Genomic DNA, 21,166 nt, shown 5'->3' on the forward strand with positions numbered 1-21,166 from the left:
CAGCACTGGTAGTCATTATTATTTTAAAAGGGAGTTAATATCTTCAAAGAAAGTCGGGTAGGAAACAGAAACTGCTTCTGGGCGTTCTAGCTCCACGTCGCCGTCCTCCACAAGAAGTGCAGCAATTTGTAGCATCATCCCAATGCGGTGATCGCCGTAACTTGTTACATTGGCCGCATGAAGTGGTGTTTTCCCGCGGATAATTAAGCCGTCTTCGGTTGGCGTAATATCGGCACCCATTTTGTTTAGTTCCGTAGCAACAGCATCAATACGGTTCGTTTCTTTGACTTTTAATTCAGCCGCATCTTTAATGATTGTCGTTCCTTCTGCTTGCGTTGCTAAAAGTGCGATAACCGGAATTTCATCGATTAAACGAGGGATAATATCGCCACCGATTTCTGTTCCTTTTAACTCGCTCGTTTTAACCACAACCGTACCTGCTAATTTCCCGGTACTTCTGCTGGAATCTTTTACTTCTAAACTGCCACCCATTTGTTCTACGACATCGAAAATCCCTGTTCTAGTAGGATTTAAGCCAACATGCGTTAGTTCAATTTCGCTGCCTGGCGTGATTAAACCAGCCACGATAAAGAATGCCGCGGAAGAAACATCACCTGGCACGGTCATTTCTTGTCCAGTGAATTTTTGGCCGCCTTTGACGCGAATTGTTAAACCATCCATTTCAATTTCACCGCCAAATTGGCGAATCATGTGCTCGGTATGGTCACGCGTTTTTTCTTTTTCATGAATAATCGTTTCACCTTCTGCTTGCAATGCTGCGAAAATAATCGCACTTTTCACCTGTGCACTAGCAACTGGCATATGATATTCCATTCGTTTTAGCGTTTGCTTGCCAACGATTGTAATTGGCGCAAATTCAGAACCATCTTTACCGTGCATTTTGGCACCCATTTGTTGTAGTGGAAGCATCACGCGGTTCATTGGTCGTTTTGCAATTGATTCATCGCCTAAAATGACAGTATCAAAGTCTTGTCCTGCTAAAATCCCCATCATTAAGCGAATTGTTGTGCCCGAGTTACCAATATCAAGAGGACCATCCGCTTGTTTTAAGCCATCAAAGCCAGTACCATGAACAATAATTTTTTCATCGGTTTCCTCAATTTTCACACCTAAGGCTTTAAAAGCTTTAATAGTTCCAAGGCAATCATCTGCACGTAAGAAATGACGAATGACCGTTTTTCCTTCTGCAATTGCCCCAAACATAATGCTGCGGTGGGACATCGATTTATCTCCAGGGACTGTGATTGCACCAACCAGCCCTTGTTTATTTGTAATTAATTTCATCGTCATTTCGCTCCTATTCGTAATGGCATGTATAGTTACTTCTCGTTTCAATGCAACGTTTTGCCCGGTCCCTGTCTTCATCTGATTGGAAAGTAATTTGTAACACACCGAAAATATCTTCGCGTGTTTCCAAAATCTTGATGTTCGTTAAACTAATTTCTTCCTCACCCAAATATCGCGTCACTTCCGAAATGACACCTGGATAATCTGGTACATCGACAAATAAATCGTAAAACGCTGGAATTGCTCCACCTTGATGAACGGGCAAGGAATCGCGAAATTCTTTTGCGCCATCAAAAAAGGCATAAATCGAAGTAGCATCTTCACTTTCGAGCATTTCAAGCGCTTGGTTCATACTATCTCGCCAAATTGTCAGCTGTTTCGTTAACGTTTTTTGGTTGCTGATAGAAATGTCCGTCCACATTCTCGGATCAGAAGAAGCAACTCGCGTGATATCACGAAAGCCTCCTGCCGCCAGTCGAAATGCAGCTGGATGTTCTTCTGTAAAACTTTGCGTCTGATTAACTAAAGCCGCCGCCACAATATGCGGTAAATGGCTTAGCATCCCTGTAATTTCATCATGCTCATTCGGTGATAACACTAAAAATTTAGCATTTGTTCCAGACAGCCACGTTCTAAGCTCCGCGACTTTGTCTTCTGCGACATCTTTCGTTGGTGTTAACAAGTAATAGGCATTTTCAAACAGCAATTCTTTAGCAGCGCGGACACCACTTTTATGCGAGCCTGCCATTGGATGACCGCCGATAAATGTAATACCACTTTCCCGAAGCGCCGTGGATGCTTCCATAATTGTTCCTTTTGTACTGCCTGTATCAGTGACAATCACATTTTTCTTTAAAGTAAGTCCCGGTAAGCGTGTGAGTAATTGTTCTGTTTCTTTTACAGGACAACAGAAAATAAGTAAATCTGCTTTTGGTCCATCTATTAAAATACTTTCGCCAATTTCATCAATGACACCTAGAGACTTCCCAACTTCTAACGAATGATAGGAAACGTCAATTCCGATGATATGCGCTTCTGGATGTTTGGCTTTAATTGCAAGGGCAATAGAACCACCAATCAACCCCAGCCCAACAATAACTACCGTCCCTTTCATTCAAAAACGCCTCCAAACACTTACAATAATTTTTCTAAAAGTGCAATTACCGCACTATTTTCTGCTTCTTTTCCGATTGTAATTCGAACAGCTGTTGGAAAACCAAGTGCTGCCCCAGAACGAGTTATATAGCCATTTTTTTCCAAGTAGCTAAAAATAGTTCCCGCTTCGATTCCTAAATCTATTAAAACAAAGTTACCGTTCGCCGGATATAGTTTCACTTGCTCAAAACGTTTCGCGAACGCTTCGTATTGTTTAATTCCATTGGCATTAGAAGTTCTGCATGCGTCAATAAAAGCTTGATCCTTAATTGCTTCAATCGCTAATTTTTGACCAATACTCGTTGTATTAAATGGCGGACGAACAATATTCAGTTGGTTGATAATTTCTTTATCCGCAATACCATAACCAACACGCGCACTTGCCAAACCATAAATTTTACTAAAAGTCCGGGTAATAATTAAATTTTTATAAGTGCGAATTAGTTTTTCGTGTTTCTCAGGCTGTGGTGTCACATATTCAATATACGCTTCATCTAAAACAACCAGTACATCGCTCGGTACTTTAGCTAAAAATGCTTCAATATCCGCTAGCTCAATATAATTCCCAGTCGGGTTATTCGGATTACAAATCCAAACAATCGTCGTGTTTTCATCAATCGCGTTCAACATACCATCTAAATCATGCGCACCGTCCTCAAGAAGTGGAATTTCTCTTACTTCCGCGCCTTCAATTAACGCATTTTGACGATACTGCACAAATGTCGGTGTCGCCATAACCGTATTTTTCGTCGTATCAAGTAAAACCCGCGTCAACAGCTCAATCAATTCATCCACACCAGCTGTAAAAATCAATTCTTCTTCTTCCAATTGATAAAAATCAGCCACTTCTTTACGTAAGCTAGAAGCCCAGCCATCAGGATAAATTTCTGTCTCCACGCTAGAATTAGCTTGAAGCGCCGCCACTTTTGGAGAAGTTCCTAGCGGGTTTTCGTTGGATGATAGTTTGGTAATTTTCGTTAAACCAAGTTCTGCCATCACTTCTTCTTCGCGTTTCCCAGGTTTATAAGAAGATAGACCTGCAAGAGATTTTTTCCATTTCATTACGCATCCTCCTCTTTTACTAAATCTGGGCGTAGCACTTTTGCTCCTCTTAAGTAGACATGGTTAATGGCTGCGAGTGGCTTATGTAAATCTGTGAATACCATGAAACGAATACACATTGAAAGCGAATTTGGCACTGGAATTTCCTGCATTCCCATCACAGGAACAAGTTCAAAGCCAGCCGTTTCACGCACAGCCTTCGCTGGAAAAGCAGCAAAAATATCTTCTGTCACCGTAATAATAACCGACGTCAGTTGCTCACTATCCGTTATCTCATTTTGAGTTAAAATTTCCTCAAATAATTCTTTCGTTGCTGCATAAATTTCTTCTGCTGTATTATGTTCTATTGTTGTTGCCCCACGAATCGCTCTCAAAATATATCCCCTCCATTTCGCATCACACGTTTATATGTTTCAAAAATCAATTCCTCTTCTGCTTTAAAAATCACCGGTTTACCAATTTCTTCCAGTAAAACCATGCTTATTTCATTAAAAGTTGTTTTTTTATCATGGCGCATATTTTCCAGTATCTTGCTAAAAGGAACGGTCGCGTCAAAAGTCGTATCATAACCTAACTGGCCTAACCACGTTTTAAACTCTGCTAAATCAAAATCCAGTCCGTAAACCGTCTCACTCATCGCGAGCGCATAAATCATCCCGTAAGTAATCGCCTCGCCGTGCAGCCATTTGCCAAAGTTTCCATAAGCTTCTAAGGCGTGGCCAAATGTATGACCAAAATTCAAAAATGCGCGCACCCCTTGCTCAGTTTCATCCTGCGCAACAATATTCGCTTTAATTTCAATACCGCGCTGTAAAAATGGCGTCAAATCCTTCGTATAAAAGTCTTTCGGCTCCGTAAAGGTATCCATTAAAGCACGTAACAACGTCTGGTCACTAATGAGTGCATGTTTAATCATTTCCGCAAAACCAGAGCGCATTTCCCGTTCTGGTAAAGTAGCAAAAAACTGCGTATCGTAAATGACCGCTTCTGGCTGATAAAAGTTACCAATCATGTTTTTGCCAAGTGGATGATTAATTGCGACCTTGCCACCAACCGCACTATCATGCGCGAGAACCGTCGTAGGAACTTGATAAAACGGAATCCCTCTCATATAAGTAGCAGCGACAAAACCACCTAAATCACCAATAACGCCTCCACCAAAGGCAATTAAAACAGCTTTACGATCTAGCCCTGTTTCAATCATTTTTGTCATCACGTCTTCATACACACGGAACGTTTTCGCTTCTTCACCGTTTGGTGCCACATAATAAGTGACTACAGGTAAATCAGCGAGAACCGCATCAAGTTTCGCTTTATGAAGTTCCGCCACGTGTCCATCCGTTAAGACAAACACGTGAGAAAACTTAGCTAGGCTCTCTGTCCATTTTTCCCGGACGTCTTCAAGTGCAAATTCATTAATATATACTGGATATGTTTTACTTTTAGCACGGACTGTAATTTCTGGCATGTTTAAAACTCCTTCGTTAAGTTTCGGTGTTCCTCCACATGTTTTTTAAGCGTATCAAAACGATCACCATCAAATTTTTCTAAAACAGCGACAGCAACTTCCCAAGCGACAACAGCTTCAGCTACCACGCTTGCAGCAGGTACTGCACAACTATCCGAACGTTCTACACTGGCATTAAATGTTTCTTTAGAATCAATATCAACACTTTGCAGTGGTTTGTATAAAGTTGGGATTGGCTTCATTACGCCGCGAACAACGATTGGCATACCATTTGTCATTCCGCCTTCGAAACCACCAAGATTGTTTGTACGTCTAGTGTAGCCATCTTCTTTACTCCATAAAATTTCATCCATCACTTCGCTACCAGGTTTTCTAGCTGCCTCAAAACCGACACCGAATTCAGCACCTTTAAATGCATTAATACTTACAATCGCTCGAGCAATTTTCGCATCTAATTTTTTGTCCCATTGCACGTAACTACCAAGTCCAGCTGGCACGCCGCCAACAACAACTTCGACAATTCCGCCAATTGTGTCGCCATTTTTCTTCGCGTCATCAATCTTTTGCATCATTTCTTCTGCAGCCACGCCATCTAAACAACGAACTGGGGAAGCTTCGGATGTTTCTTGGATTTCTGCAACCGCGTAATCACGTGTTAAATTCACACGAGTCCCGCCAATTTCAAGTACATGGCCGGCAACTTCAATACCTAGTTCATGTAATAGTTTTTTCGCTACTGCTCCTGCTGCCACGCGGACAGTCGTTTCACGCGCGCTAGAACGTTCTAGTACGTTACGCATATCGTTATGACCATATTTCATGCCGCCAACTAAATCCGCATGTCCAGGACGTGGACGGGATACGCGACGAGATTTTTCATTTTTTTCTGGGACTGGTTCAATACTCATAACCGTTTCCCAATGTTTCCAATCTTTATTTTCAACAAACATCGCAACCGGTGCGCCTAATGTTTTACCATGACGAATTCCAGCCGTGATTTGTACTTGGTCTTTTTCAATACGCATCCGCGCTCCTCGACCATGTCCACCTTGTCTTCTTTTTAGTTCTTTATTTACGTCTTCTGCAAGTAGAGGCATTCCTGCTGGTAACCCTTCAATAATTGTTGTAAGCCCCGGTCCGTGTGATTCTCCTGCCGTTAAGTATCTCATCTGCTCATCTCTCCTTTTTCTATTTCAGCTAGGTATTTCTAGCGTTTATATTTTAGCGCTTTAAAGTATATGTGTAATATCTTAACATATGCCAAGCGAGAACACAATACTTTAGTTTCATTCTTTCATCTTACCAAAAAACCGCATTAAATGGTAATTTCTCTATGAAAAAAGAGCCTAGGTTTCCCTAAACTCTGAGCTATGTTAAATCCAAGTGTCGATTGCTTTTTGATAACTTAAAATTTCATGCGGTTCAAAAAATAGTTGAATTTCCCGTTTCGCACTTTCTGGGCTATCCGAACCATGAATCACATTTCGATTAGTATGTATCGCATAATCCGCGCGAATAGTTCCGGGATCCGCTTCTAATGGATTCGTTTTCCCCATCATTCGGCGCGCAGTCGTAATCGCCCCGTCGCCTTCTAACACCATCGCAAATACAGGTCCAGAAGTGATAAAGCCAATTAAATCCTCGAAAAAAGGTTTTCCAATATGTTCCGCATAATGTTTCTCTGCTAGTTCGCGGTCAATTTGCATTAATTTTCCAGCAACAAGCTTCAAGCCTTTTTGCTCAATTCTTGTTACAATTTCACCAATAAGTCCTCGTTCCACACCATCCGGCTTAACCATTACATAAGTTTGTTCCATATAGAATCCTCCCTCACGTTAATAATTTCTTTTATCTAAAACACGAACGATTTGCTTCAGTGGTTTTAATTCAGGCACTTGCGGCAACGAATCGAGTATTGCTACAGCTTTTTTTAAGTAAGCTGTTGCGATATCTTCGGCCTTTTGGGCGCCCGCTTTCTTTACTTCTTCCACTAAAACCACAATTTCTTCTGCTGGAGTTTCCTCAGTTATTTGGCTGATGCGTTTTTTAAGAAAAGGATCTTCCATTGCGAAAAATACGGGCAACGTTACATTTCCTTGTCTCAAGTCTTCCCCAGCTGGTTTACCGAGTTCTTTTTCTGTTCCAACAAAATCAAGTACATCATCCGTAATTTGAAACGCCATGCCAACATAATAACCAAAACGATATAACTTCTGATAATCTGCTTCACTTTGACCAGAGACAACGCCACCAAGTCCGCAACTAGCTGCGATGAGTAAGGCTGTTTTCCGTTTAATGCGTCGCAAATAATTACGCACACTTTGATCAAAATTGTATTTATCTTTTAACTGTTCGATTTCACCAGTAGAAAGTTCTACGGTAACATGCGATAACATTTTATGCGCGGCAACATCTTTAATTTCCGTCATATACTCAAGTGACTTGGCAAACAAAAAGTCGCCGGTATACATCGCAATATGGTTGCCCCACTTCGATTTAATTGTCTCGCGTCCACGTCTTAAATCAGCATCATCCACCACATCATCATGCACAATCGATGCCATATGAATGAGTTCAATTGCCACACTCGCGTTTTTCACTGCATCAAAATCGGCCTCCGCAGCAAGTCTAGCAGATAAACAAACGAACATCGGTCTAATTCGTTTCCCGCCTGCTTCTAACAAATGGAGTGCCGCATCCGAAGTTGTGTCTGCAGCTGCGCCAGAAAGAGCTTTTTTAAGTTCTTTTTCAACTGAGTCAATGTCTTTTTGCATATTTGCATATAAAAAGTTAAGTTTCATGCTTGCCACCTTATTGTTCCTTCTTTTTAAATCCAAAGTGGGTTGCACTTGCGCCGCCACTGTGTGAAATATATCTTACGTATGAAAATCCGGCTTCTTGAAACATTTCCGCAAGTCGTGCCATTCCTGGAAACTCACGCGTTGATTCTTGTAACCAGCTATATTCTTTATAACTTTTCGCAAAAAACTTCCCGAAAACAGGCATCACGTAACGGAAATACGCATTAAACACTTGTTTCCATCCGGGAATATTTGGTTGCGACGTATCGATACACGCAAGCTGTCCACCCGGTTTTAACACACGGTACATTTCACGCAACACTTGCATATAATCCGGTACATTTCGAAGCCCAAAACCAATCGTCACATAATCAAAACTATTATCCGGAAAAGGTAATTCCATTGCGTTCCCGTGAATAAGTTCCACATTATGCAAATCCGCCTCCTTCACTTTCTCGCGACCAACTTTCAGCATATTTTCACTAAAATCAAGCCCTGTCACATGACCTTCTGGGCCAATTTCTTCCGCCATCATAATCGACCAATCTGCCGTTCCACAGCAGACATCAAGAACATTCGTCCCTTTTTGAACACGCATTAGCTTCATTGTTTCTTTGCGCCATTTCACATGTAGTTTAAAACTAATTACACTATTCATTCGGTCATAACTGGGGGAAATTTTCTCAAATACTTTATGTACTTTTTCTTCTTTAGTTTCCGTCATATCCCGAATCTCCTTCTATTTATCAGTCGTTAAGAACTTCGATGATTCTTTTTTCCAGTATATTAGAAAGCGGCTCGGACTTCTCTTTTAGTCGTTCCACTTCACTTTTCACATCACGAATAATCGCTACTAGCCAACTTTCAAAATTAGTTACAGCTTCTTTCGCAAAATAACCATGATCAAACGCCCGCTTCAATCTAGACGCACCAATTTCCTTGTAAGTAGCAAGTTCCATTTGAAGTCTTTTAAGTAAAAAGAACTGGCAACCAAGCGAGATAAAAGTTTCATCTTTCATAAAGTACTTCGCAAACTTGGCAAAAATCGCCGCATTCGTCATAGTAAGCTGAGATAGATATTCTTCATCTGTCGCTACATGTAATTGGTAAATATTGGTTTTTGCTGTATTTGTTTCTTGTACACCACTTTGCAAAGCCCGCAGTAGTGGAATCATTTCTAATTCAGCAAGCGTGCGGTAATAGAGAGCACTATAAAAATCTCCAGCTAGAACCGTCAGCTCTTGCTCTTTGCGAGTGAGCTTTACAACATCACCCGGCTCATCGATTTTTTCATGTGTATCATGCGCTAAAATCATGTACAGCGTTGCACTAACGACGCGATATGCTGCTGCATCAGTCAAATCAGAGCCAGAAATCGCTTCATGAAGAAATAGCATTTGATCTTTGTCCATTTGCCCGCCTTCATTATTCTCTTGTAAATACTGATAGACTGCTTGCTCATGTACCAACTGCTCCACTTCCTTTAGCCCAGCCTCTCTTGCCTGATAAGTCATTTAACAATCCCCTTTGAATCTCCTTATTACGTAAAATAAATTATACCATAAAGGATATTTAATTATGCTTAATTAAAGCCAAAACTTCACTTCTAAGCTTATCGTCATTTTTAAAAGCACCACGAACAGCACTTGTAATTGTTTTTGTTCCAGGTTTATTGACACCGCGGATTGTCATGCACATATGCTCTGCTTCCATAATGACCATCACACCAAGTGGTTTTAGTTTGTCCATCATAATTTCTGCAACGTTCGTTGTAATACGTTCTTGCAATTGAGGACGGCGACTCACATCATCTACCACGCGTGCAAGTTTGCTAAGTCCAGCAACTCTTCCATTTTGTGGCAAGTAAGCAACGTGAGCTACTCCGAAAAAAGGGACAAGATGATGTTCACACATAGACGAAAAACGAATGTCTTTCACAAGCACTAATTCTTCATGTTGTTCTTCAAAAATAGTATCGAAATGAACAGAAGGGTCTTTTTTAAGTCCAGAAAATACTTCCTCATACATACGAGCTACTCGCATTGGTGTATCAATCAGTCCTTCACGTTCTGGATTTTCTCCTACTGCTTCTAAAATAACTTTTACCGCGTCAGCAATCTTTTGTTTGTCTATTTGCTCCATCCTTAATTCCCCTATCTTTTTAGCATTATATACCTTGTATATCTTAACACAGCCGAACTTCAAGGTAAATTTAATTTGCTTGAATTAGTGATAATAATAGGGTTTTTTTGCTTTCGTAATTATATTCCCTATTTCTAAAACAGAAAACCCAGTAAAAATGGGCATAAAAAAACTAGCCTAGCTTAATTATAAAATTAAGGCCAGACTAGAGTTAGTGCTTAAAAGTCTATGTAGCTTATTTAACAGCTTCTTTAAGCGCTTTACCAGGTTTGAAAGCTGGTACTTTACTTGCAGGGATGTCGATTTCTTCTTTAGTACGAGGGTTACGGCCTTTACGGGCAGCACGTTCACGTACTTCAAAGTTACCAAATCCGATTAATTGAACTTTTTCACCTTTAGATAAAGAAGTTTGAATAGTTTCGAATACAGCTTCTACTGCTTTCGCTGCGTCTTTTTTAGAAAGATCAGCTAGTTCAGCAACGCTATTTACTAAATCAGTTTTATTTGCCATTGTGTTTTCACCTCCTTCACAGAATACTACAAAATAAGCAGGCACTAGATGGTACCTGTATTTCTCTTTTTTTTCCAAAAACAAAAATTGATTTTGGAAATCTAAGGAGAATCATGACTGAAATGGCTTAACTACAAGCCTTAACAGTAATTCTGATAAAAGATTATCACATAATCCCTACAACTGCAAGGAATAATGCCAAACTGACACCGTTTCTTAACATTTTCAATCACAAACTTTTCTCTCAAATGGCTTGAAAACGTGATAGTATCAACCTGTTATCCATAATACTAACTTGGAAGCCTTAGAATAGCAAGCGATACCACCACAATCGGCTAAAATAGTTCTTTTTTCATAAAAATACGACTAAATTTGCGTCTATTACCTGAAAACTCTAGGTTTCTGAGCCTAGTTTTATTCTAACATTTCTTTCTGGAAAGCTGCTTTTTCTGACGCTGTAATTCCAATTCCTTTTTCCAAATAATCCGCTACGGAACCATATTGTTTTTTCATTTCATCAAAAGCGATTTCCAAATATTCCGGACGTGCTTCTGCCATTGGACGGAATGTTTCTAAATCGATTTTTTCAGCTCCACCCGCAAAGAGTGCAACAATTCCACCCATTTCTTTTAAAATATCATCCTGATAGCGATTAGTGATGGCATAATCGTCGAAAATCGTTTTTTCTGGCACATCTAGCAACGTTAACAATAATGCCCCTAAGACACCTGTACGGTCTTTTCCTGCCGTGCAGTGAAATACGAATGGAAGGCCCGCTTTTGTATCTTCTAAAACTTCCATAAAAATTTCTTTAAAACCTTCAACCGATTGAACAAATACACGATAACTTTCACCCATGAGCGGCTCATAAATCGTTTTGTCATCTGTTACTGGCAGCTTTGTTTCTTCATTTTTGGCTGTACCAATCGGAATATGCTTATTCAGTACCCCTTCAATTGCCGGTGTAGGCTGTGCTTTTACTTCCGAACTACTGCGCAAATCACAAATCCATTTAATATGTAATTTTTGAAGTAAAGCAGCATCTGCCTCGTTTATATTTACTAAATTAGAAGAACGGTATAACTTGCCCCATTTTACATGTTTACCATTTTCGGACTCGTAACCGCCCATATCGCGAAAATTAAAGACACTTTCGAGCGGTAAAACTCGTTCTGAAACAACCGTTTTGTCTCCGTTTGGCGCCTGTAAAAAGAAATACACGGGGATATCCTTTGTTTCATAAGTAAAGTGATTGACCTCACTAGTCACTTTGAAAACAGGCTCACTATTTGCATCTAGGCTAGGACTACTACTTACAAAAACCAATGTTCCTTCGCTGACTTCTTCTTTTTTCCACGTTAATGTTACGGCTTTATCTGTACGAGTAACTTCCATATTTTCCACCTACTTTGTATTATTTGCTCTTCTGCTTCATTTTAGCATAGTTCACAAAAAAAGAGCCAAAATAAGCGAGTAGCTCATCTTGACTCTATCTATTAAAATGATTCTTTTTCGATTTTCTTTTTACGACCCATTAATAAATCAACTGCTTCACGAGCATCTTTATTTTCAAATAAAATCGCGTAAATCGATTCAGTAATCGGCATATCAATATCTAGTTTTTTCGCCCAACCATGTACTGCTTTGGCTGTTCGAACACCTTCCACGACCATGCCCATTTTTTCTAATACTTCATCTAAATTCTCGCCTTTACCAAGCATGTTACCTGCACGCCAATTACGTGAATGCACACTTGTACAAGTAACGATTAAGTCACCAATACCAGTTAGCCCGTAGAAGGTTTGCGGGTTAGAGCCCACAGCAACGCCGAGACGAGTGATTTCTGCCATTCCGCGAGTCATTAGTGCTGCTTTAGCATTATCGCCGTAACCAAGGCCGTCAGAGATTCCTGCGCCTAGTGCGATAATATTTTTCAGCGCGCCACCAATTTCTGCGCCAATCACATCATCATTCGTATAAATGCGTAAGTTATTATTGATAAAACGATCTTGAACGATTTCTGCGGCGGTTAAATCTTTACAGCTCGCACAAAGTGTAGTTGGATGACGAAGCGCAACTTCTTCCGCATGACTTGGTCCAGAAAGAACCACAAGTGCTTTGCGTTTTGCTGCGTCCACTTCTTCTTCAATCACTTCGGACATTCTAAGATTTGTTTCAGGTTCAATACCTTTACTTACATGTACTAAAATAGTTGGTTCTTTTAACGCTTCGTTTAGCTGTTTACAAACGATACGCATCGCATTTGTTGGAATAGCAATCACGACAATTTCTGCACCATCAATCGCTTCATCAAGTGATAATGTCGCTTTTACCTCAGTTGGTAAAATAATATCTGGCAAATAGTGACTATTCGTGTGCGATTCGTTAATTTCATTCACAATTTTATCTAAGTTTCCCCAAATAACTGGTTTATGATTATTATCGGCTAGGACAAGTGCAAGACCTGTTCCCCAACTTCCAGCGCCAAGAATAGCTACTTTTTTCTGTGTCATTATATTTTTCCTCCCGAAAACTTTACTTACGCTTACGAGCAATTACTCGAATTGGCGTACCCTCAAACGGAAATGCTTCTCTAATCCGGTTTTCTAAGAAACGTTCATAAGAGAAATGCATTAGTTCTGGATCATTAACAAATACAACAAATGTCGGTGGTTTAACAGCCACTTGTGTTGTATAGAAGATTTTAAGTCGTTTACCTTTGTCCATTGGTGATGGGTTCATTGCAACAGCATCACTAATAACATCATTTAGCATACTTGATTGTACACGTAATGAATGGTTATCGCTTACTTGGTTAATGAGTGGGAATAAGTTATTTAAGCGTTGTTTTGTTTTAGCAGATACAAAGACAATTGGTGCATAGCTCAAGAATTGGAATTGCTCCCGAATATCTTCTGTCCATACATTAATTGTTTTTTCATCTTTATTAATTGCATCCCATTTGTTTACAACGATAATAATCGCACGTCCGGCATCATGCGCATATCCAGCAATTCGTTTATCTTGCTCACGAATACCTTCTTCTGCGTTGATAACCACAAGAACAACGTCAGAGCGTTCAATGGCTCTCATTGCACGAAGCACACTATATTTCTCTGTACTTTCATACACTTTCCCACGTTTTCTCATTCCGGCAGTATCAATCATGACATAATCTTGGCCGTCGAATGTGTAAGTTGTATCAATGGCATCACGTGTCGTTCCAGCAATATCTGAAACAATCACACGGTCTTCCCCAAGCAGTGCATTTAGAATGGAAGATTTCCCAACATTTGGTCGACCAATCAAACTGAATTTCACTGTATCATCTGGATACTCTTCCTCTTCTTCTTTTGGAAAATGAGCACGAACAGCATCAAGCATGTCGCCAAGCCCTAGACCATGCGAACCAGAAATTGGATACGGCTCACCAAACCCAAGCGCGTAAAAGTCATAAATCTGATCACGCATTTCTGGGTTATCTACTTTATTAATCGCTAAAACAATTGGTTTATTAGACCGGTAAAGAATTTTTGCTACTTGTTCGTCTGCATCGGTAACCCCTTCACGACCATTGGTAATAAAAATAATTACGTCTGCTTCATCAATTGCGATTTCCGCTTGTGCGCGAATTTGCTCTAAGAATGGTTCATCGGAAAGATCAATACCACCTGTATCAATAATGTTAAATTCTTTTCCAAGCCATTCCGCTGAATTATATATGCGGTCACGTGTCACACCGGGAACATCTTCCACTATGGAAACACGTTCACCAACGATTCTGTTAAAAATAGTCGATTTGCCAACGTTTGGACGTCCGACAATCGCTACAACTGGTTTTGCCATTATTTCACCTTCTTTTTTCTCGAATCCTATTTATCAAACTTTCTTTAGTTTATCAGTAAAACAGCTTACTGGCAATGAAAAGTTCGAGCTAAAAAAGAAAAAGAGCCTATGGGAACAGTCTCCCTAGGCTCTTTTGCGTACAATTATTTATCGTCGTTTTGAAGTCCTTTTAATTTATCACCAATTAAATCGCTCATTTGGAATCCAGTATTTTCTTCTGGAAGTTCATAATCAGCTTCTTCTACCGGCGCATCTTGTAAATCTTTAATACTTAAAGATAAGCGTTGATCTGCTTCATTTACTTCAAGTACTTTCACTTCTACTGTTTGGCCTTCTGAAAGGACTTCTTGTGGTGTCCCGATATGTTCGTGAGAGATTTGAGAAATGTGAACCAAACCTTCTACTCCTGGGAATATTTCCACAAATGCACCAAAAGTAACTAGACGAACTACTTTTCCTTCTAAAACAGAACCAACAGGCGCTTTTTCAGCAATGCCGTCCCAAGGTCCAGGTAAGTTCGCTTTAATAGAAAGAGAAATACGTTCGTTTTCAGGGTCAATCCCGATAACTTTAACGGTTACTTTTTGTCCTTCTTCAAGTACTTCTTGTGGTGTTGCAATATGTTTATAAGAAATTTGCGAGATGTGAACTAACCCGTCCACGCCACCGATATCAACGAATGCACCGAAATTAGCTAAGCGTTGAACAGTTCCTTCAATCACGTCGCCTTCTTTGATTTCGCTGAGTAGCGCTTGTTTTTGACTAGCTTTTTCTGTTTCCACAACTGCACGGTGGCTTAAAATTACTCGGTTGTTTTCTGGTTCAAATTCTACTACCTTGAAAGTAAGGGTTGTTCCTTTGTAATCAGCGAAATCTTCCACAAAATGATCTTCTACTAGAGAAGCTGGAACAAATGCACGAACACCAAGGTCAACAACTAATCCGCCTTTTACAACGTCACTAACAACTGCTTCGAAAACTTCACCAGACTCAAATTTAGCTTTAATATCATCAGATGCTTTTTCAGCATCCACTTTTCTTTTAGATAAAACAAGTACATCGTCTTCTACTTTAGTGACAATCAAATCAAGTGTGTCGCCTACGCTTACAACGTCAGAAGCTGTCTCCACATGTATATTGGAAAGTTCACTTATTGGAACGACACCATCAAGTTTGCTATCAGGAATACCAACATAAACTTGTTTATCTTCCACGCTTGTAACTGTGCCAGTGACCTTGTCTCCTTCTTCAAAATTTCTAACTTCTACATCAAATAAATCTTCAGACATGTGTAGCCCTCCATTCGTTAGTCGAATTTTAGGAGTTTCTAATTCAGAAGCAACCTTCACGCTCGCCTCATCTGCTTGACTAGTTTTCCTAGATAGGCAAATTCCGATTAATTAAAGAAAAAATATCAAATACACCTTCTGTAAAACTGATCTTCCAGCTAGAAAATCCTATCAAGATACTTTTCACAAAGTAAAAAATCTCTCTTATAACATCCTACAAATCAGCACATTTGTCAAGCTCTTTTAAGGGGGTGAAAATGCCTATAGGGCGTGAAATCGCTCAGTTTGTTTGGGCTTTCAAGCTTAAATTAAAAAAGTGCTCCATTCCTTTTTAGTTAAGAAAATGTAGCACTTTTTCATCAATTATTGATTTTTAGTTCAGCTAGTGAAAGAATTTTATTGGCAACTTCATCAATCGACATGGATGTTGTATCTACCTCGATCGCATCGTCCGCTTTTTTCAGTGGAGAGTGTTCTCTTGTATAATCTAAATGATCGCGTTCTTCAATTTCTTTTTTGAGCTGGTTTAAGTCTCCGGCAAAACCTTTCGCCATATTTTCTTTATAACGACGTTCTGCTCGTTCTTCTACACTCGCTAGTAAAAAGATTTTTAGTTCAGCATTAGGAAGAACCGCTGTACCGATATCGCGGCCGTCCATGACAATCCCACCTTCTGTTGCAAAAACTTGTTGGCGTTTTTGCAAAGCTTCACGAATGGCCGGATGCGCCGCAACGATGGATACATGATTTGTTACTTCTAATGAGCGAATCACTTCCGTCACATTTTCTTCGCCTACAAATACTTGTTGTACTTCGCCTGGTTCAAAACGGATGACCGTTTTTTCTAACAAAGCTGCAATGGCTTTTTCATCATCATATGCAAGGTTATTTTGTAAAGCGATATATGTTACCGCGCGATACATAGCACCCGTGTCAATATAAACAAAACGCAATTTTTTCGCAACGATTTTTGCTACAGTACTTTTTCCTGCTGCAGCTGGTCCATCAATCGCGATACATATCTTTTTAGTCATAGAATAAAACTCCTTTTATCTGAAATTAGTTTGGTTAATTTCTTCTTGGGATGCTAAAAGTACCATTAGTTTCATCCGCGCTTTCTTGCTATCGTAATCTTTGCCTAAAATAACGCCACGATTATACAAGTCAAATGTGCTACCTTCATAATCATATGTCGTATATACATTGCCTTCTTCCGCACTCGTTGTAATAACGACTGGGATTCCCGCATCTAAAGCTCTGATAATTGCTGGCATCATTTTTGGAGCAACTTGCCCGCGACCGACACCTTCTAAAACAATGCCACCGACGCCATTATCAATTGCCGCATCGATAAACAAACCGTCTGCACCTATGTAACATTTAATCACAACTACGTCCGGAAGATCTAGCCGAATATCAAAACACTCATGCTCAAGCGGCTTTTGATAAAGAAATACTTGGTCATTATCAATGATACCCAGATAACCAAAACCAAACGCGCTAAATCCTTGGATATTAGACGCATGGACTTTTTTTACATATCTTGCTGCGAAAATCCGTTCATTGAAAACAACGACCGTTCCCGCTTGACGTAAATTTATTTCACATGCCGTGTAAATAGCATGACGAATATTAACATAAGCATCTGTCCCCGGCTCTTCTGGCGCCCGCTGCGAACCAGTTACAACGACTGGACGCGCATCAGTTACTGCAAGATCGAGAAAATAAGCTGTTTCTTCTAATGAATCTGTTCCATGCGTCACCACAATGCCGTCGTATGTTTCATCCATAAAGATAGATTCAATCAATTGTTTTAAACTGATTAAATCTGGAAGTGTAATGTGCATAGATGGAAGTTGAAAAGTCGAATAGATATCTATTTGAATTTCTGTTGGTAATTGGCATAACGCAGCTAATTCTTCTCCAGATAATTCACCTGATGCAAGTTTTCCTGATGCTGTTTTCTTACTTGCAATCGTACCGCCTGTTGTAATTAGTGCCACTTTTGCCATGGTTATTTCCCCCTACATTTTCCATTTAAACAAACAAATGAGTCTCGGAAGCGTTTCCCAGACCCATTCAGTGTTGTTTATTACTGTGGAATTGTTAGAACTGTGCCAACTGGAACATTGTTACTTCCCAGTCCATTGGCTTGTTTAATTTTTTCTACCCCAGCAGCTGCTCCAGCTTGTCCGTATGCAGAACGCGCAATGCTGTATAAGGTATCGCCAGCTTTAACTGTGTGAGAGCCACCAGATTTTTTCTGTGTAGATTCACTTGCTTTTTTCTGTGCGGCTTTCTCAGCGGCAGCTTTGTCGGCTGCAGCTTTTTCTTCCGCTGCTTTTTTCTCTTCGGCAGCTTCTTGTTCTTTTCTTGCATTTGCAGCTTTAACTGCCTCTTCTTCTTGCGTTTTCTTATCTGCTGCAGCTTTTTCTTCAGCCGCTTTCTTTTCTTCGGCAGCCTTTTCAGCAGCTGCTTTTTCTTCGGCAGCTTTCTTCGCTTTTTCTTTATCTTCTTTCGATTGTGTGTTGTCAGATACATTGACAGTTGATTCTGTCTCTGTTTTTACTTCGTTTGATGAACCCATGTTTTGTACTGTTACAAATACAATGACGATAACGATTGGAATTAGTAAGAAAAATACAATCAATAAATTAAGTAATGGGTATCTAAAAATAGTTTTCTTTTTTACTTTTCTGCTATCAGAACGGGATAACATCGGCGGTTCATTATTAAATTCATCCTGCCCTTCAGCATTCATATCATAATCAGCCGGTTCTTCATATTCCCGTTTTTCTTTTCTTGTTTTTACCACTCAAAGTTCCTCCTTTAGTGCTTTCTAAAATTATCCTATGCACTATAATTGGCACAGAGAAGTGTTACATAAGATGTTAATAAATGAAATACCTTTGAAATAATTATACCCATAAAAGCAACATACAACAATACTTAAAACGCTTTTTTAGAAAAAAAAGCAATAATCATTATAATTTAGTACTTCTGGCATATAACTATTCCTTGCTTTACACAGATTACTGAACAAAATAATAACAATTTTTTCGATATTAGACAAGTCTTTTTTTAGAAAAAATGTGAAACTATTTACTTTTTTGTCGAATTTCGTAACGGCAAAACTATTGCAGTAAATAAGCTAAATAGCTTTCCCATGTTGGAATTTCTTTTTGGGAGATTTTTTCTCGTTTTTCAAAATCTGTTATTTCTGCACCATCCAAATCACAACAATTATCTGCAGCGACTTCGAGCGGTGCTTCTTCAAAATAGCGCATAATATAGTTACGTCGACAATCTTCTGTGTGAAGGTAACCAATAAATTGCTGCAAATTAGCTCGCTTCCATTTTTTCCGATAGTCCATTTTGGCGGTTAATTCTTGCGCACTTAAACCGCTTTTTTGGTAGTACTCAATGAAACGTTGCTCTGTTTCTGGTAAAGTTTTGCGTTGTTCATTCGTCAAATTAATTAAACTAGCGTCCGGTATATCTTGATCTGCTAATTGCATTTGGATAAATTCATCCCCGTTTGCATATAGCAAAATGGCGATACTATTCTGACCATCACGCCCAGCTCGTCCGATTTCTTGTAAATAAGCTTCTAAATCCGCTGGCATATGATAATGGATGACAAAGCGAATATCAGCCTTATCAATCCCCATTCCAAACGCACTAGTAGCGCAAATAATATCTAATTGCCCATAAACAAATTGTTGCTGAATAACAATTCTATCTTCGGCCTCCATATCGCCATGATAATAAGCAACTCTTAATTCGGCCATTTCCCTTAATTCATGCGCAATGCTTTCCGCTAATTTTTTACTCGAAAAATAAATAATTCCTGGTGTTTGCAGTTTGCGAACGAGATCATATAAACGTTCTTTTTTCAGTTGTTGGTTAGAAAACTTCTCTACTTGCAAAGAAATATTCGGCCGATTAACCGAGTAAATGATTTGCTCACAATCCGTTAGTTGCAGTTGCGTTAAAATATCTGCCCGAACTTTCTTCGTCGCTGTGGCCGTAAGCACCATCGTCACAGGAAAATTGGCTTCTTTGATAAACTGACCTAACATTAAATAATCTGGTCTAAAATCGTGTCCCCACTGAGAAATACAATGCGCTTCATCAATAACGAATAAGCTGATTTTTTGTTTTAACAGCAAACTTTTTACCGCTTCATTATTTAACATTTCTGGTGATAAAAAAATAAATTTATATAAATGAATATTCGCTAGGATTCGACTTTTCTCTTCCCGTTTCAAAAAGCTATTAAGAGCCGCCACTCGTCTTTCCCCGTGAGCGCGCATTCGCTCCATCTGGTCTTGCATCAATGAAAGAAGTGGCGATACTATCAACACTAATCCATCCATCAAATGTCCCGCTAATTGATAACAAATCGTTTTCCCCGTTCCAGTAGGTAACATCGCAAAAGAGTTTCGCTTCGCTAAAGCCGTTTCAATGACTTCTTTTTGACCGGGGCGAAATTCATCAAAACCGAGATAGTCTTTTAGTTCTTGTTCTAAGTTCACTGCTCGCCCTCCCTGCTAACAACCGCCAACCGAATTTGATAATAATCCAAGTCTGGAAATTCCGCTTTTATTTCCCGAAGTAAATTCCATTTTTTTGTATTAATCGTTTTTATCGTGGTTTCTTCTGGTAAATACGGGACATCTGCATCCTTCAAAGTAGCCCGAATTTCCACAAAATGATCTTGGATTGTACTTATTTTCAGATTACGTATTCGTTCAATCGCTTCTAAATCTGCTCCATTTTGCCAAAATGAATAGGTTTGCATTGCCGAAGTTGTGAGTCCTGTAAGTTCATCTGGCACGAAACTGGCTAATAACGGCCACTCTTCCGGACGTTCTTTCATTGCAGTCAACAACCGGTGGATTTCATGAAGCACTTCAAAATAGACATCCCACTTCTCTACTTGATACTTCGTGGCAATCTGTTCCGTTGTATATCCCATTAATTCCCCGCCTGAAAACCGTTCCACTAAAAATTCCGGCCTAGCTACTGCTAATTTTTCAAACCAGCGAATGAGTTCTGAATACAAATCATCTGCTAAATTCACGTTGTCTTGCTGTTTTAGCCACAGCTTAACAAACTGCTGTACTTTCTTATCACGAATGACTGGTAAATAATAACTTTCCTGATGGTGCTTATTACTAACCACTTGCACAGCGAGCCGCAAATGCGCAAAAAAATCAAACGCCTGGCGCTGCAAAGCAAAGCCTTGAAAAGCTGGATAAGTATTATCAAAAGTCATCGCTAGTTTCGCCTCGATAAGATAACCATTTTCAGTAGAAATAATCGCACCTTGCCGCACCAATTCCGCTAGCCGGATTTCCAGAAAATTCGCCTTCAGATTTGGCACAAGTCCAAATAAATGTTGCATTTGAAAAAGATGGATATCTTGAACAGCTTGCCCCGTTCTTCGTCCCGCTAAAACCGTATGGATAAACGGCAATTTCCTAGGGGTAATACTTTTTTCTAAAATTGTCATTATATAATAATCAAGCATATCCAAGACATTCCACCACCTTTTTTGTTCCTACAATCATACCACAGA

At 39.6% G+C, this 21,166-nt stretch carries 21 protein-coding genes; all 21 read right to left on the minus strand.

All coding sequences use genetic code 11. The annotated features are described in order from the left end of the window. Positions 1-18: 18 nt before the first annotated feature. The 21 genes from aroA to HCJ55_RS00845 all read right to left on the minus strand — a co-directional run bounded on the left by aroA (position 19) and on the right by HCJ55_RS00845 (position 21,124). Positions 19-1,305 (minus strand): 3-phosphoshikimate 1-carboxyvinyltransferase, encoded by a 1,287-nt coding sequence (gene aroA, locus HCJ55_RS00745; protein ID WP_185516647.1) that lies wholly within the window; start codon positions 1,303-1,305, stop codon positions 19-21. 13 nt (positions 1,306-1,318) lie between these two features. Beyond that, positions 1,319-2,422 (minus strand): prephenate dehydrogenase, encoded by a 1,104-nt coding sequence (locus tag HCJ55_RS00750; RefSeq protein WP_008948257.1) that lies wholly within the window; start codon positions 2,420-2,422, stop codon positions 1,319-1,321. A gap of 20 nt (positions 2,423-2,442) precedes the next feature. Next, complete coding sequence (hisC, locus tag HCJ55_RS00755; protein ID WP_185503967.1) at positions 2,443-3,525, minus strand: histidinol-phosphate transaminase; 1,083 nt, start codon at positions 3,523-3,525, stop codon at positions 2,443-2,445. Further along, complete coding sequence (aroH, locus tag HCJ55_RS00760) at positions 3,525-3,899, minus strand: chorismate mutase (RefSeq protein WP_008948259.1); 375 nt, start codon at positions 3,897-3,899, stop codon at positions 3,525-3,527. Before aroH ends, hisC begins: the two co-directional genes overlap by 1 nt. Beyond that, positions 3,896-4,993, minus strand: a complete 1,098-nt coding sequence (aroB, locus tag HCJ55_RS00765) for a 3-dehydroquinate synthase (RefSeq protein WP_185516649.1) — start codon at positions 4,991-4,993, stop codon at positions 3,896-3,898. The genes aroH and aroB overlap by 4 nt, the downstream gene beginning before the upstream one ends. A gap of 2 nt (positions 4,994-4,995) precedes the next feature. Next, a complete protein-coding gene (gene aroC, locus HCJ55_RS00770) occupies positions 4,996-6,162 on the minus strand; it encodes a chorismate synthase (protein ID WP_185502018.1) in 1,167 nt (388 codons plus the stop codon). 204 nt (positions 6,163-6,366) lie between these two features. Beyond that, positions 6,367-6,810 carry a nucleoside-diphosphate kinase gene (gene ndk / locus HCJ55_RS00775; protein WP_061388095.1) on the minus strand — a complete coding sequence of 148 codons (444 nt, stop codon included), beginning with the start codon at positions 6,808-6,810 and terminating at the stop codon, positions 6,367-6,369. 18 nt (positions 6,811-6,828) lie between these two features. Then, positions 6,829-7,794, minus strand: a complete 966-nt coding sequence (gene hepT / locus HCJ55_RS00780) for a heptaprenyl diphosphate synthase component II (protein ID WP_185516914.1) — start codon at positions 7,792-7,794, stop codon at positions 6,829-6,831. A gap of 10 nt (positions 7,795-7,804) precedes the next feature. Further along, positions 7,805-8,518, minus strand: a complete 714-nt coding sequence (gene menG / locus HCJ55_RS00785; RefSeq protein WP_003726790.1) for a demethylmenaquinone methyltransferase — start codon at positions 8,516-8,518, stop codon at positions 7,805-7,807. Between the two features lie 22 nt (positions 8,519-8,540). Then, positions 8,541-9,308 carry a heptaprenyl diphosphate synthase component 1 gene (locus tag HCJ55_RS00790; RefSeq protein ID WP_185516651.1) on the minus strand — a complete coding sequence of 256 codons (768 nt, stop codon included), beginning with the start codon at positions 9,306-9,308 and terminating at the stop codon, positions 8,541-8,543. Between the two features lie 58 nt (positions 9,309-9,366). Beyond that, the gene (folE, locus tag HCJ55_RS00795) at positions 9,367-9,936 is read right to left on the minus strand and encodes a GTP cyclohydrolase I FolE (RefSeq protein WP_008948265.1); all 570 of its coding nucleotides are present in this window, start codon (positions 9,934-9,936) and stop codon (positions 9,367-9,369) included. A gap of 235 nt (positions 9,937-10,171) precedes the next feature. Then, a complete protein-coding gene (gene hbs / locus HCJ55_RS00800) occupies positions 10,172-10,447 on the minus strand; it encodes a non-specific DNA-binding protein Hbs (RefSeq protein ID WP_003720260.1) in 276 nt (91 codons plus the stop codon). Between the two features lie 414 nt (positions 10,448-10,861). After that, positions 10,862-11,842: a tyrosine-protein phosphatase gene (locus HCJ55_RS00805; RefSeq protein ID WP_185516653.1), complete on the minus strand. Its 981-nt coding sequence runs from the start codon at positions 11,840-11,842 to the stop codon at positions 10,862-10,864. Positions 11,843-11,943: 101 nt separating this feature from the next. After that, on the minus strand, positions 11,944-12,960 hold the full coding sequence (locus tag HCJ55_RS00810) for an NAD(P)H-dependent glycerol-3-phosphate dehydrogenase (protein ID WP_185392097.1): 1,017 nt from the start codon (positions 12,958-12,960) through the stop codon (positions 11,944-11,946). Positions 12,961-12,982: 22 nt separating this feature from the next. Further along, entirely contained in the window at positions 12,983-14,293 is a 1,311-nt protein-coding gene (gene der, locus HCJ55_RS00815) for a ribosome biogenesis GTPase Der (protein ID WP_185480910.1), read from the minus strand. 143 nt (positions 14,294-14,436) lie between these two features. After that, the gene (gene rpsA, locus HCJ55_RS00820; RefSeq protein ID WP_185392099.1) at positions 14,437-15,582 is read right to left on the minus strand and encodes a 30S ribosomal protein S1; all 1,146 of its coding nucleotides are present in this window, start codon (positions 15,580-15,582) and stop codon (positions 14,437-14,439) included. A 359-nt stretch (positions 15,583-15,941) separates the two neighbouring features. Further along, positions 15,942-16,616, minus strand: coding sequence for a (d)CMP kinase (cmk, locus tag HCJ55_RS00825; RefSeq protein ID WP_008948270.1), 675 nt, complete (start codon positions 16,614-16,616; stop codon positions 15,942-15,944). 15 nt (positions 16,617-16,631) lie between these two features. Next, positions 16,632-17,594 (minus strand): asparaginase, encoded by a 963-nt coding sequence (locus HCJ55_RS00830; RefSeq protein WP_008948271.1) that lies wholly within the window; start codon positions 17,592-17,594, stop codon positions 16,632-16,634. Between the two features lie 80 nt (positions 17,595-17,674). Further along, a complete protein-coding gene (locus tag HCJ55_RS00835; protein ID WP_185503972.1) occupies positions 17,675-18,397 on the minus strand; it encodes a LysM peptidoglycan-binding domain-containing protein in 723 nt (240 codons plus the stop codon). Positions 18,398-18,716: 319 nt separating this feature from the next. Continuing rightward, entirely contained in the window at positions 18,717-20,120 is a 1,404-nt protein-coding gene (locus HCJ55_RS00840) for a RecQ family ATP-dependent DNA helicase (RefSeq protein ID WP_008948273.1), read from the minus strand. Next, positions 20,117-21,124, minus strand: coding sequence for a YpbB family protein (locus tag HCJ55_RS00845; protein WP_185516655.1), 1,008 nt, complete (start codon positions 21,122-21,124; stop codon positions 20,117-20,119). The genes HCJ55_RS00840 and HCJ55_RS00845 overlap by 4 nt, the downstream gene beginning before the upstream one ends. Positions 21,125-21,166 lie beyond the last annotated feature (42 nt).

The organism is Listeria marthii, from assembly GCF_014227425.1.
GTDB classification, from domain to species: Bacteria; Bacillota; Bacilli; order Lactobacillales; family Listeriaceae; genus Listeria; species Listeria marthii.